Here is a 14,255-nt window from a genome sequence, read left to right as displayed (position 1 = left end):
TTGTAACTCGTCCAAAGATATACGATTACACACCATCTCAAGTTATTTTAGTCGTAATAAGTTGGCCAGCTTCATTAATAGTAACTTTCCATTTCACTCCACTAGCAGTCTTCATGATTATACCTTTACTTGCCTCTATTTCAATATCTCCAAACATTCTTCCGCCAGTTGTCGCTAACCAAGCACTCCCATTTTCCATAGAAGATCTTGCAAAGATACGATTAATTCGAAAACGTTTATGATCTTGAGAATAACCACTTAATGTAATTCTAACTTTATATAACTGACTCGCCTTCATATTCGATATAATTGTATCGCCAACATTTAATGGAACATCCAACGCGATAACCCAACTTCCAGTTGCGCTTAATGCATATTCAATTTTAATTTTCTTTGGGCTCTCTCCCCACCCAAAATACATTCCAAAACAATTTAACATTTGTATTGGTTTTTTCGTAAAATCCAGTTCAATTACAACTGGATTACTATCTGGAACGTCAATATAGTTTACACTTTGTTCATCTATTAAATTAAAGCAATTTGCGAGATTCCCCCCGTAAGGCACTTTCCCACTTACTTGCTTAATCGTATACTTCTGCTGAGCATTTACTAAAATATCATCTTGATTCCCTATTAAATGTGGTTTATTTAACGTAATCGGTAACTGAATTCGAAGAGATTCTTCATAGGTAGACTTACAAACATTGTATTGTCCTTTATCTACAATAGTTGTAGAAAGTAAATTTGCAAAAAGGTAGTTACGATGCGAATTAGAAGAAAATTCAATGACAATTTGTTCACTACTCATCCGGTACGTATCCCAAATCATACAATCAAATGTATTATACGCACCTGAACAACGAATTACTTTTTTCGTTTGTTGTCTACATTGCACTTGAATATCATGAAACGTATTTCCTGAACTTTCATTTGGCAAATCACTATTTCCATCTACTTCAATCCCATACACACATCCATCAATAAATATAGATTGAAATACATTGGCGTTAATCCAGCAAGGTGTATTAATATCATCTATATACTCTGTTTTCAAATATATTGCAGTTTGAAAGTTTTTAATTTGAATAAATTTGACTTGAAAGAAACTAATATAATCCCATGCCTTTTGACAATAAAAATGTATAGCTTTTCCTTTATACGATGGAGTTGTATTTATTATATTTATATTTGATATAACAGATTGATTAGGTACTTCGATTTGTTGTGAACCAGAAGCATAAATAACAGCCGATTGAAACAATGGATTTATAACTTGAATAGTACCACCAACTATCGAAGCGTTACTTTGTAGCTCAAATGCATTAAAATCCCCATCAATTTGCAGCGTTACGGTAGGATCTAACTCTAATCTTACGTTTGATTTAATAACAATCGGCTTTACAATTTTGTACGTATTTACCCCTGTAATTCTAACCGTCGAAATTCGATTCGCTACACAATAATCAATAGCTTGCTGAATTGCTAATGAGCTATCATTTCCCGAGTTTGGAACTGCTCCAAAACAATCAATGTGAACGCTACTTTCTGGCGCACAATCTTCTTGGGAAGAAATATATTCTGACAAAATAAATTCACTCCTCATATTACCTTTTTTCATATAATATGTGAGTTTTCTCTTAAAAGTTTCTATAATAAAAAAAACAAACGACCTACCCGGTCATTTGTTTAATTCATATATATTTTTCGTTTCTTCTATCATTTTAGCTAACGAGAAATACCTCAATGCTTTCTCTCGTGCTTTCAATCTAATATCATTTACCCTTTCTTCATTCCCTTGTAGTTCCTCAAGTGCATTTGCAAATTCGAATTCACAATATTCAGATATCAAAACACCTGATTCTCCATCTATTGCTTCATGTATTCCACCAACATCTATTGAAACAATTGGTGTCCCTGTAGCCATCGCTTCAATTACTACCATTGGAAACACTTCACGAAAAGATAATAAAAGTAAGGCATCCATATTCCCTATAAACTCATGCGGCTCTGAAATATTCCCTAGCATCTTCACCCTTTGCTGTAATCCATATTTTTCTATTTCTTTCATAATCAATTCTTTCTCTGGGCCATCACCAGCAATATAAAACATAAAATCATTTCTCTTTTTCAACACATTTGCAATTTTGACAAATAGTTGATGGTTTTTCTCTTTGGATAATCTAGCTAATATCCCTATTTTATATGTAGATTCTTTCTTTTTCTGCTGGAATAAAAACTTTTCAATATCGACACCGTTATAAATTGTATTTATTTTTTCTTCTGCTACATGAATTGAAATTAAATTATTCTTTTCAAACTCACTTACTGTAATAATATTGTTCACATATTTATTCATGAAATAACGAAAAAGCGTTGGCATTTTTTTTTCTAATATCGTTACATTATGTTTCGTATAAACAATTTTCATCTTTTTTTTAATAAACTTTTGAAGTAGAAAAGCATATAATACCATTCGCAAACTATTTGCATGAATAAGTTCTATCTTTCGTTTACAAATTTCGTTTCGTAAATAATAAATATTTCTCAAATGATTCCATCGACTAAGTAATATAAAATTTTCTTTTCTAGTAAGAGATTCATATAGTTCTCCATCACCTGCAGCTGTATAAATCTTAAAATCATCATAACGCAAATTACTTTCCAATTTACAGAAATAGCTCTCGGCTCCGCCAGTTATCAATTTATCTGTCATCAACAGTATATTCATAATTGCGTCTTCCCAACTACATTGATTTTATTTTTTTTATAAGCATGATAAGCATACTTACTAAAATAGTAAAAAATTTGCACCGAATTCAGTCGTTCTTGTTCCCTTAACAATTTCCAATACCGGAAAGCTGCTCTAATTTTATTTCTAGAAACAGAATTTGTAACAATTCTATATTTTGCTAACACTTGCTGTATACCTTTTGCTTCATACCCTTCATGTAATAAGTTCAGCCATAACGCTGTATCTTCCGGCTGTATACTAGGCATTTCGACATATGGAATTTTTTCACGATCAATCATCACTGTTAAACAACCGATAATTGTATTTCCTACTAAATAATGATAGTCAACAGATTTTGGTGCACTCACTTCACGATTTAATTCATTACCGTTTTCATCAATTAAACTGTACGACGCATATGAAAAAGCAATATTCATTTCTTCCATAAATAACAATTGTGTCTTCAATTTATGCGGCAACCATATATCATCGCTATCTAAAAAGGCAATGTACCTTCCTCTTGCCTCTTGGATCGCTAAATTCCGAGCTTTAGCAGCACCAACATTTTGTTTTAATGATAATAACCTAATACGTGAGTCTCCTTCTATTATATCTTTAATTTTTGTGGCAGATTGGTCGGTTGAACCGTCATCAACGATAAGCATTTCCCAGTTTTCATACGATTGATTCTGTACAGATAAAATTGTCTCACCTATAAATCGTATACTATTATAAGAAGGTGTTATTACAGAAACATAAGGCGGCTCGTTATGTGCTGATAGACATTTTACCATCTATCTTTCCCCTTCCTTCATATATTGAAATATACTTCACAACAACTGCTAAAAATAAAAAGAATGCTTCGTTAATAATGAGTGACAATGACATCATCTGAAATATAAATGCAATCATAGTCAATAGAAGATATGGTTTTTCACGAAACAAAGTATGCTGCGCTAGCTTGAACATTAATATGAATAAAAACGCGCTATATAGAAGAAAACCAATTGTACCCGATTCAGACAAGATTTCTAAAAATGTATTGTGTACATATAATTTTTCATTAAATTGATACTCATAATAATTCGAAAAGTTAAAAGCACCGATTCCGATATATGGATTGGATAAATAATATTTAAAAGCAGCTTCCCATAATGTAAATCTACCACTTCCATTATCATGGGAAAAATCAGAAATTCGTTTATTTAATATGTCATCTAATTGCCCCCCCATTACACTATTCGATAAACTAAAAATAACTACACTAAACAATACTAAACTTATAATTATTTTTATTTTTTTAGCGAAACTAGACATACATATATATACAAAAACGACAAGCACAAGCGCTAGTATACCACCCCTTGAAAAGGTTAATAAACTCGTCGTAACACATAAAATTAACCCTAGAATGTTAGTGATATTTTGTAAATTCGTCATATAGTACATAAAAAATATTGTATTATAGAAAATAAAGATGTTAGGATCATCTAGCAATCCAATTAACCGTGGATATCCTCTATCAACTAATAAACCAGCAAAAATTTCTCTCTCTTCTCCACCGTATAAACTAAAGTATTGTAAACCGATTATATAGAGTATTAGACTTACAACATTAAATACTACTCCTACATAAGCAATAGATGATTCAAGTACCACTATTTCCGTATTCCCCAATAAATTCCTCATTATAAAATAGCATCCTAAAACGAGTAGCACGCCAAAAATCATACGAATACTAGCATTTAAATACATAGAAAGAATTCCACTTAAACAATAAATGAAATAAAACAGTAAAAATATAACTTCATGAAAATATAATTTTTGAATATGAAAGTCTTTAATTGTTAAACAAAAATATATGACTAAAAAAATCATATATATCTTCAATGAAAATCCAATATATAAATTGTATTTACTTAACATAACAAATAATATTAGAAGAATAATCCATCCCATCGATACTTTCATATTATTTTCCATAGGCTATATCCCCTGTTTCGTAATATAATCCTTTTTGCGTATTTTTCTTATAAAAGAAAGAAGAAGTTTTTTTAGCTCATAATCATATAGGAATATGGCAGCTAGTACAATTAGTATATTAAGAACAAGCGCAATTAAATGATATGTATGCAATATATATTGCACTCCAATAAAGGTTACACCAAAATAAATTGTATACGGTATTACAATTTGGAATACAATTTTTTTCTTCACTACACTTACCGCTATATATCCCACTAAAGCGACTATTTCAAATAAAACCATAGCGTATGCCGCTCCTATCACTCCACCAAGACTACTAAAGCTATAAAGCATAACCCCACCGATCACCAATGCTACACACTGCACAACAGTTCTCTTATTTTGACATCCACTCGTCGTTAAACCGTCAGCAATGGCAATATTTAAACTTTGTAGCACAATAAGAAATGATAATATTTGGAGTGGCTCTACTGCATTGCTCCATTCTTCATGAAAAAATATAGAAATAAAGTATGGTGCTAAATGATATAAACCGATCGTCATACATATTCCTACAATCGCCATTGATTTAATTTGAAGTAAATTTAATTTCGTATGCTCTTCTATATTATTCTGGTTATAATGCTTAAAGAGCACTGGAAAAAATGCACCTGCAATTACCCCTGGTACTTGATATAAAGCTGCCGGCATCCGGTACGCCACTGCAAAAACACCTACCATACTTAATGGCAATGTATAGTTAAGCAAGATAGGTGCTAATTGTGGCGTACTCATTATTAAAAAACCGCTAATAATAAAGGGAGTTAATTGCCAAAATAACGCTTTATGAATTACGACTTTCATATTCATTTTCGTCTTTTTTCTCATGATATATATACTGAATAAACCACCGATCATATACCCAAAAGCATATAAACGAGCCGTTACATACACCGGTAACTCTCCGAAAATACAAAAACATGTAATTATAATGACAACTGATGCTGATACAACTTTTATGAGCGCTATATACTTCATACGTTCCGTCAGTTGAAAATAGGCAATCCCTATGTTTTGCCAAGTTAATCCTATTAACATGAAAAACATTACGTTTATCATCATATAAATTAAATTTTTATCCGCATACATATAATGAATAGCAATATAACCGATTATAGAAATAAGAATAAGTAGAATCATCCTTATTTTTATATACGATGATAAAATCTTCTCTAAATCTGCTCCATCCTTTGCCCCTTCTCGAAGAAACGTATTACTAAGTCCTAAGTCTGTAAAGAATAACATAACAAACGTCACTGCTATGGCAACACTAAACATCCCATAATGTTGTGCGTTAAAAAAGTTTGCTAAAACAATTAAACTGACGGCCTGAAGAAGGTTAGCTAAAATCGTACTATAAAATAGATGGATAATATTGTTTAGAATAGATCTACCCATACAAGTTCTCCTTTGCAAGTAACCTACTTACATATGTTGTTTGTTTACATATTTATTTATCTTGCACCATTACCGTTCAATACAATTAAAACGGTTTTACATAAAATACGGATGTCCATCCGAAATGTTTTCATTTCAATATACTCCATGTCAAGCCTCAACTTTTCCTTTGGATCAAGATTATACCCTCCATTTATTTGTGCCCATCCTGTTAATCCTGGTTTTACTATTAAACGTTCCTTAAATTCTGGAATATACGCATCAAATTCATTATAAAAAAACTCTCTCTCTGGTCTAGGACCTACAAAAGACATATCTCCTCTTAAAATATTTAAAAGTTGTGGTAATTCATCAATTCTCGTTTTTCTTATAAACAATCCAACTTTTGTAATTCTTGAATCATGTTCTTTTGCCCATTGTGGGCCATTTATTTCAGCATCCTTTACCATTGATCTTAATTTAAATACATTAAACTTCTTCCCGTTTATACCTAAACGTTCTTGAAAGTAAATTGGAGCCCCTGATGTTTCTAAAGTAATCATAATACAAAAGAACAACATAATTGGTATCGTTAATAGTAACAATATGAGTGAAAATATAATATCAAACAAGCGTTTTACACTTCGATTCAATATGCTAGGCTTTTCTTGAGCCGGAATCGTATACAACTTGGCTTGATTTGTTTCACGAATCATGGATCGTTACCCCCACATTCAAGAATATAAAATTATACCTATTAATTCACATTCTTTCCTATTTATATCCGCTATTACTTTTTGCACTGTACGTAGTGAATCTTTTCGCTTTTTAACTGCTAAGACCACTCCATCGCATTTCCCTGCAATAATGTGCGTAGCAGGAAGATCAAATACTTCAGAAGAATAAAAGAAAATGTAATCAAAATCTTCTTTCCACTTAGCAATCGCATTATCAAATTCATCCATAGCAACTAAGGACGTCCCTGTGTGTACTGTTTTTTTTGCAGGAATACAATATAAGTATTTAGACAAATTACTAGAAAAAGATTCATAATTGTAGGGGGAAGAGCTTATTATATCGTTTACTGTTATCATGTGATCACTTTGTAATAATACCTGTAATTTAGGGTCAGAAAAATTCACATCAATAAGTAACACCTTTTTCTTCATTTCCGCAAACACTAGACCCATATTTACTATAAGCGAGGCAACAACCCCTCTGTCCTTCGTTGAACTAACTGTGAACAGTTGTTTTCCAGATTTTTTCAGATCGTGATACACCGTATAAAACTGCTCTTTCATCAGATCATCATGCAGATCGAATGGCAGCTGTTTCTTTGTCCTAAACATCGACATGTTCACCTCGATATATAGATGATTGTTTATCAACCTCTGTAGGTTTCTTTTTTCTATTCGGTTTCATATTTATGTGACCAATAACAGAGACTGTTGTTATTTTCTCTAAATCCTGTTCCGTGTATATACGTTCATCAAAATAATCTCGAAATACAGCTAAACCTATCCCAACAAAAAAACTAACAATTAAAGAAATAGGAATGATCAGTTGAAATTTCGGAAACAATTTTTCAGCCTGTTCCTGTAACTCAGGATCAGTTAATACTTTCACCCCTTGTACATTTGTGTACTGTTGAAAGCTTTTTTGTGATTGCTCTGCCAATGTCTTTACAATGTCTTTCACGATTTTCGGATTGGAATCTTTTACTGTAACAGTTACAATTTGTGAGTTGTCCGTATTCACAACCGAGATTTTTTGTGCTAATTCATAACTTGATTGCTCTAATTTCAAAGTTTTTTTGACTGTTGAAATAATTAATGGGCTTTTTAAAATATCAACATACGATGTTACTAGTTGCTTATTCTCTTGTGTTTTATTTGTTGAATTTTCCTTATTAAACTCATCTAAATTCCCAACAAGAATTTGCGTTGAATATTGATATGACGGCTTTAAAACATACATAGAGATAAGAACTAAAGAAGCGGTTAAACAACACATCGTTAAAATAATCGTTACGAATCTTCTTTTCAGTAATTGTTGAAAATCTTTTATACTCATTTCTTGCTTCAATTATTTCACCGCCCTTTTCTGAATAACATCCTGCAATTCACTCTTTACAGATAACCCTTTCTCTCTTCTATCCACTTGTTTTGTTACATACTTTCCGACTCCGAATGCAAATTTTTCTACATATACATACGAAAGCATTGCAAGTATAAACGAAAAAACAAGTGAAAAAATTAAAATAATAGGCAACGGTAATATTTCATGGAGCATGTATATAAGGGAAAACAACGATATAATATGGTATAAATAAAGACTGTAAGAAATCTTCCCCAAATATAACAAATATTTATTATGTAGCAAGGACGACAAAGTTGATATTGACAAACTTAATATGACCAATAAACATGCACTTATCGCCACTACGTAGTCTCGAAATATAAAATTATTGAGCACTTTAATTTCTCCTATAAGCCCTTCATACATAAAAAGTAAAATCGCAAATAAAAACCATGCAATTTTCGTGTTTTTAGTACCATTACTATAAAAAACTATTAAATTATTTTTATACTTCGCAACTAGTGCTCCTAGTAAAAACAGCACTGTGTAATGCAATGTTAATGCATAGCTTGTTAATGTTAAGCCCGAGCGAAACAAAAATAATATTACGACAGAACATATACTAAAACTAAACAATAATAGTAATGAACACCTTAACGTTTTTCGTAAGCAAATCATCAAAATTAACGGGAAAATTATTGATATTCGCATTTCATGGACAAGTGACCAAATCACACCGTTATATGCATCTGTATTATATTTCCCAACCAATAAAATATGTTGTGCGATTAAGCTTGAAGAACTTTCAATCGTCCATGAGCGATTAAACCATTCACTTAAATAAGAAATACCATATTCACTAATTGTAATCTGGCATACAATAGCTATAATTATTGCCACAATATAAGGAATATATATTCTGCATATACGTTTTAAAAGGTATGACCCATAGCTACTATAGTTTTTTTGAATAGATTCATACAAAACAAATCCGCTCAAAACAAAAAAGATAATAACTGATTCGTTACCACTACTAAAAATTAGACGAGCAGGCGTTTCTTTTAATAGATACACAACAAATGGTTTATTATCTTCATAACTGTAATTTTGAAATGCTGAAAAAATCATTAAATGATGACCGATCATTACTATTAATGAAGAAATCCCTCTTATAGAATCCAATTCCTCGTATCTCTTCATCTTTTTACATCAACTCCTAATGAAATGATAATAATCATTTCAAAGCGACATCTTTATTCATATTCCTCTCCTTTCTTTTCATTCCAATTTTTCATATTAAAATGATTTTATAGTATAAATTTGAGTGTATTGTAACATTTTTTGTAATATTATGAATAGCGAATCTCAAAAATTGGTATATACCAATTTCAACCTCGAAAAATGAGTAATATTGATAGAAAAACGCTATAAAAATATCTTGCAAATTTACATAAATTAAAGAGATGAATAGCGTTTTTTCAATATAAAATAAAAAAGATAGCCTGCATAGGCTATCTTTTTTATTTTATTTAATTACTAGCACCACTATATGCTACATGTCGTTTCTCAATTCTCTCTTCAATTTCCTTCATATTTTCTTTATTATTTAATAGTGATTGTTTATTTTCAATTAATAATTGTTTAAAAGATTTTCTCACTTTTTTTCTCATTTTCATTGTCCTCCTTGGGGGATGGTTTATATAAAAGATAAAGAATTATCTGTGTGTCCTTATAATAATTGATTGTTGTGAATTCTATTTGAACTTCATATGAAAATTCCGTTTATTTTCTGACAACTTTGTGAACACGAAAAAAAGGCTCTCTAAAACTATGTTGAAATTAATTCACTTCATTATAAAAATTACTATTTTCATCAACTTTTATCATTATATCTTGTCGAAACATTTATATATTAAAAATTGAGTTCGACATAATTTTATTTACTATCATACTGTTTACAAAAACAAAAAGAAGGTGTCACCAAGTCAAAGTTCGACTTATGCAACATCCCTCTTTCCAAACTATTTATAGCATATTTATTAATATTTCAGGTCTTCCCCAATTCATTTCTTCACAAACAAATCTAAGTTTTTCTTCATCCATTGTGTGTAACCCTTCTTCTAGTGAACATGAAATTGGAACTTCACAGTGAATTTCGGCTAATTGTAACGAAATATTTAAGTTCTCTAAATCACTTTCAATCTTCGTACGCTGCGCTTTTGTTAATGATTCTACATTTTCTAGTACAGCGGATACTGTTCCGTGCTCTTGAATAAGCTTATACGCTGTTTTTTCACCGATACCTTTTACACCTGGATAATTATCACTTGTATCTCCCATGAAAGCTTTTGCATGGACGATTTGCCACGGCTCTACACCTTTTTCTTCCATGATTTTCTCCGGTGTGTAATATTCGTAATTTCCAATTCCTTTACGCAGAAGCATAACTGTAACGTTCTTATCAACAAGTTGAAGTAAGTCCGTATCACCTGTTAAAATATAAACTTCAGCTTCATTGCAGTATTGTTTTGCAAGCGTACCGATACAATCATCCGCTTCGTAGCCTTTCATACCGATAACTGGAATGGATAATTTCGCAGTCATTTCTTGCACTAAATCGAATTGAGGAATTAATTCTTCTGGTGGCGCTGCACGATTTGCTTTATAATTCGAGAACGATTCTGTTCTAAATGTCGTACTTCCCATATCCCAGCATGTAACGATATGTGTTGGTTCGATCGCTTGCGTAGCTGTTAATAAGTGTTTCATATAACCATGAATCCCGTTCGTAGGGGTTCCATCTTGTCGTTTCATAAATTGTCCGTAGACACTTGTTGCGTAAAAAGCACGAAATAATAGTGCCATACCATCAACTAATAATACTTTTTTCATAATTCCTCTCCTATTAAAAAAATAATAACCTTACGTTATCACGTAAGGTTATATAAATAGATTACCATTCTACGTTTTTGCTCAACTTTGTCTATTATACATTGTTTTTGTATATTTAGCACCATTAACACATTAAGACGTTCTACTACAACAAGTATGCAATATGCCTGAATACGTATTTTTTCCAGTAGAAACAACGACAGCCTTTGCATTTCCACTAACGATATGTGAACCTTTAAAACATACATTTTCAAGCTCAAGTGGATTATAATCTTTCATCCGTTTTAATGGAATAAATCGTTTACGTTCAAGGTGATAGCAGCTTTCAAACTTCTCTATATTCGCTTCGTTTCCCGTTAACACAGACTCATTCACTAATAAATCATCTGCATAAATAATACGTACATCAGCCGGCACAGCATCTCCAGCCGAAAGAAAAATTATATCTCCAGGTACAAGTTCTTGCACTGGTATCTCCATCATTTTCAGTTCACTATTTAGCCCTGTACTACTAGAACATTCTACTCTAGATACAGTAATCGTTTCACGTTGTAATTCATCACACACACGTTGTTTTGAAAAACCTGGAATCATGCCACCAAGCTTCATCATTACTTCTGCGAGAAGTGCTCTTTTTGAAGTTAGTTCATTTCGGCCATATACTTGAATACGTTTTTGTGCCTCTTTCATTGATAGTCCGTCTCTTGTTGTTTTAAAATATGCAAATACAGATTTTACATCTCTTGTTGCAATTTCAATTAATAAATCTTTATTTTTTTGGAGCATTGTTTGTTCTTTTATTGATTTTTTACTTAGTTTATATGACGTGTTACCCACAGTTTTGTTTGCATATAACATATTATCGTCTCCTCCTTTACAACATAGGAAGAAACGCTTTGTTTCTCAATTTATCCACTTTACTGTGAAAGTGTCTCGCGTTTTATAAACGCTACATTATGATAAATATAGAGGGAGGAACAAATCGTTTCCTGCCTACATCATATATTTTTGATTTGAAGTATATGGGTAACGGAACCGAGTCAGAATTTGACATGCTCCTCACCTCCTCGTTTAATTTTATAGTTTATACTATGAAATTACTCATAGCTTGGTAACAAAAAAGGCCCCTACCCTTAAGAGAGTAGCGGCCATTACATACACAAATAAACGATTTCTAATATAATTAGAAATCTACGGACCTCTCCCTCACCGAGTTTTAGCACTGTATAGCATAGGTACATTACCAGCTACGTTAAGAAAAACCTTAATTCGATCATTCCTGTTGACCCATTGGCGTCTCTCGACATTTTTGGGCAGTAGCATTTCTCTATACAGGAGCCTCACCTAACAGAGACTTATTTTCATTACATTGAAAATGTTACTCTTATTTAAAATAGATGTCAACCGTAGCCTACAATTTTTTCAAAAGGTATGGCAAACTAACATATATAAAGTGAAACTTTAATCAGCCCTCACCAATCGGGCTTTTACGGGATAAAATAAAAAACTTTACGTTTAAACGTAAAGTTTTTAATAAGTTATACAACCAGCAATTACAATCCCGATTGAAATTGATAAAAACATAAGAAAAAGACCGACTGCTTGATTATCTTCTTCGAGACTTTTGTTTATATTAAAGCGTGGTGTAAGCCACTCAGCTAAATAAAAGACGATAATTTGAGCCAAAATCCCAACTGCTCCCCACGAAATCATATCAAGAAGTGAAATTGAATTAGCTGCTGTCGAATATAAAACAACAGCTAACCCAAGTAATCGTCCTCCAAGTACATAGCTTACCGCCTTATTTCCTTGAGCCATTAACTTAAATTCCTTTACTTTCGTTGTCACTTCCATCAAGAACAGACCTATACATAAAAGGCCGAGTGTTACTACTAAATATAATAAAAAATTAATCATTTTTTCCCCTCCTTTTTATACCTACCGGTAAATAGTACGATTCATTTCCTGTAATCTTTTCTCCCGCACGAATACCGATACTACTCGCTTTTCCAGCAATTAAAAACGAACCAAACACATATGACAGTTTCTCGATCCCTTTTTCTGTTTCCAAGGATACGACTGGCAGTTCGGTATACTTTTGAAATATCGGCAGTGACGCTTTATACGTTTGGTGTGCATTTTGAAGCATAATATTTTCGTCTTTATCGCGAATCGTAATTGTATCTCCTTCTCTCCCAAATGAAGGTTTTTGAACGAAAGAACCTTTGCCTAAAAATAAATCTGGTTCTAAATATGTAGGTAACATATATTCTTTAATCCACTGTTGTTCCTCATTTGTATAAAAGGCCTCTTCTTCTGCTAACCCCCAAATAAGACACTGAATTGATTTTGGCTGAAGTAAAAATGCTGACAAAGGATTTATTATAAAAAGCTTTCCGGCTTTTACAAGTTGTAACAGTTCCACACCTACCAAATCTCCTGTTTCAGGATCTTGATCCTCAATTAAATCTTCTATCGGATATGTTTGGCGATATAAAACATCAATCTTCGCCCCATCTTTATCGACTAGAGCATCCTTTGTAATTCTAAGTTCTGACATTGGCACTACTTTATTTTCAACATGGCATAGCTGACTTAAATACATAGTGGTATTCCAATCCTCGATATGTTCATGATGTGCTGTAAAAACAACATTTGGATTATCTAATCCCTTTGTTGCTTCCATTACTGCTTTCGTTACACCAGAAGATAGCAATCGTTCTTGATCCGAGTTTGGATCATCATAGCCTAGATTTCCACATACTTTCCCATTCATTTGAAAGCATTCCATAATAAAAGTTGGTGTATCACTATTAAACTCAAGCATTTTGATTTGGTTATCCTCTGTTACGGCAAAATCAAATCGCGAAATTACAGATTCAGGATAAAGCCCTTTCATTCTAATGAATGATAAGCTCGCAGGAGGAAAACCAAGCTCAAGAAGCTGTTCGTCACTTAAATTTCGCAAAAGTCTAGCAGTCTTAAAAAATATTTTACCCATTCGTTCAGTCGCTAAGTGTACTTGTTCCAAAGTCTGATTTGTTATAGAAAAAACATGAAACAAACTATACTCACATTCATATAAATCCGACCAAAAATTCGGATATTTTAAATAAAATTCTTTTCTATCCCTTATGTATTGCGACATATT

14 protein-coding genes and 1 riboswitch are annotated in these 14,255 nt (G+C 32.1%); all 14 genes read right to left on the bottom strand.

Features of this window, described 5'->3' with window-relative positions; all coding sequences use genetic code 11:
* Window positions 1-37: 37 nt before the first annotated feature.
* Window positions 38-1,585: a hypothetical protein gene (locus tag ACTFP3_RS04410; RefSeq protein WP_440009386.1), complete on the bottom strand. Its 1,548-nt coding sequence runs from the start codon at window positions 1,583-1,585 to the stop codon at window positions 38-40.
* 93 nt (window positions 1,586-1,678) lie between these two features.
* The gene (locus ACTFP3_RS04405; RefSeq protein ID WP_144596602.1) at window positions 1,679-2,728 is read right to left on the bottom strand and encodes a glycosyltransferase family 4 protein; all 1,050 of its coding nucleotides are present in this window, start codon (window positions 2,726-2,728) and stop codon (window positions 1,679-1,681) included.
* Window positions 2,725-3,525 (bottom strand): glycosyltransferase family 2 protein, encoded by an 801-nt coding sequence (locus ACTFP3_RS04400; RefSeq protein WP_000237682.1) that lies wholly within the window; start codon window positions 3,523-3,525, stop codon window positions 2,725-2,727. Before ACTFP3_RS04400 ends, ACTFP3_RS04405 begins: the two co-directional genes overlap by 4 nt.
* Window positions 3,500-4,714: an O-antigen ligase family protein gene (locus ACTFP3_RS04395; RefSeq protein ID WP_000429874.1), complete on the bottom strand. Its 1,215-nt coding sequence runs from the start codon at window positions 4,712-4,714 to the stop codon at window positions 3,500-3,502. Before ACTFP3_RS04395 ends, ACTFP3_RS04400 begins: the two co-directional genes overlap by 26 nt.
* Window positions 4,715-4,717: 3 nt before the next feature.
* Window positions 4,718-6,154, bottom strand: a complete 1,437-nt coding sequence (locus ACTFP3_RS04390) for an oligosaccharide flippase family protein (RefSeq protein ID WP_326036912.1) — start codon at window positions 6,152-6,154, stop codon at window positions 4,718-4,720.
* A 56-nt stretch (window positions 6,155-6,210) separates the two neighbouring features.
* On the bottom strand, window positions 6,211-6,849 hold the full coding sequence (locus tag ACTFP3_RS04385) for a sugar transferase (RefSeq protein ID WP_000617653.1): 639 nt from the start codon (window positions 6,847-6,849) through the stop codon (window positions 6,211-6,213).
* Window positions 6,850-6,867: 18 nt separating this feature from the next.
* Window positions 6,868-7,488: a CpsD/CapB family tyrosine-protein kinase gene (locus ACTFP3_RS04380; protein WP_326036911.1), complete on the bottom strand. Its 621-nt coding sequence runs from the start codon at window positions 7,486-7,488 to the stop codon at window positions 6,868-6,870.
* A complete protein-coding gene (locus ACTFP3_RS04375) occupies window positions 7,475-8,218 on the bottom strand; it encodes a YveK family protein (protein WP_088363426.1) in 744 nt (247 codons plus the stop codon). Before ACTFP3_RS04375 ends, ACTFP3_RS04380 begins: the two co-directional genes overlap by 14 nt.
* Window positions 8,219-9,412 carry an acyltransferase gene (locus ACTFP3_RS04370; protein ID WP_326036910.1) on the bottom strand — a complete coding sequence of 398 codons (1,194 nt, stop codon included), beginning with the start codon at window positions 9,410-9,412 and terminating at the stop codon, window positions 8,219-8,221.
* A gap of 329 nt (window positions 9,413-9,741) precedes the next feature.
* Window positions 9,742-9,882 carry an FbpB family small basic protein gene (locus ACTFP3_RS04365; protein WP_001228048.1) on the bottom strand — a complete coding sequence of 47 codons (141 nt, stop codon included), beginning with the start codon at window positions 9,880-9,882 and terminating at the stop codon, window positions 9,742-9,744.
* A 355-nt stretch (window positions 9,883-10,237) separates the two neighbouring features.
* The gene (locus tag ACTFP3_RS04360; protein ID WP_000757067.1) at window positions 10,238-11,104 is read right to left on the bottom strand and encodes a 5'-3' exonuclease; all 867 of its coding nucleotides are present in this window, start codon (window positions 11,102-11,104) and stop codon (window positions 10,238-10,240) included.
* A 132-nt stretch (window positions 11,105-11,236) separates the two neighbouring features.
* A complete protein-coding gene (locus ACTFP3_RS04355; protein ID WP_000964947.1) occupies window positions 11,237-11,962 on the bottom strand; it encodes a P-type ATPase in 726 nt (241 codons plus the stop codon).
* 335 nt (window positions 11,963-12,297) lie between these two features.
* Window positions 12,298-12,463, bottom strand: a riboswitch (M-box (ykoK) riboswitch).
* Between the two features lie 171 nt (window positions 12,464-12,634).
* Window positions 12,635-13,021: a DUF350 domain-containing protein gene (locus ACTFP3_RS04350; RefSeq protein ID WP_000606868.1), complete on the bottom strand. Its 387-nt coding sequence runs from the start codon at window positions 13,019-13,021 to the stop codon at window positions 12,635-12,637.
* On the bottom strand, window positions 13,014-14,252 hold the full coding sequence (locus ACTFP3_RS04345; RefSeq protein ID WP_061113346.1) for a glutathionylspermidine synthase family protein: 1,239 nt from the start codon (window positions 14,250-14,252) through the stop codon (window positions 13,014-13,016). Before ACTFP3_RS04345 ends, ACTFP3_RS04350 begins: the two co-directional genes overlap by 8 nt.
* Window positions 14,253-14,255 lie beyond the last annotated feature (3 nt).

The sequence above is a fragment of the Bacillus cereus group sp. MYBK5-2 genome, assembly GCF_051915685.1.
Classification (GTDB): domain Bacteria; phylum Bacillota; class Bacilli; order Bacillales; family Bacillaceae_G; genus Bacillus_A; species Bacillus_A cereus.
Note: the sequence above shows the minus strand (reverse complement) of the source record. Positions and strands in the feature narration are given on the sequence as shown.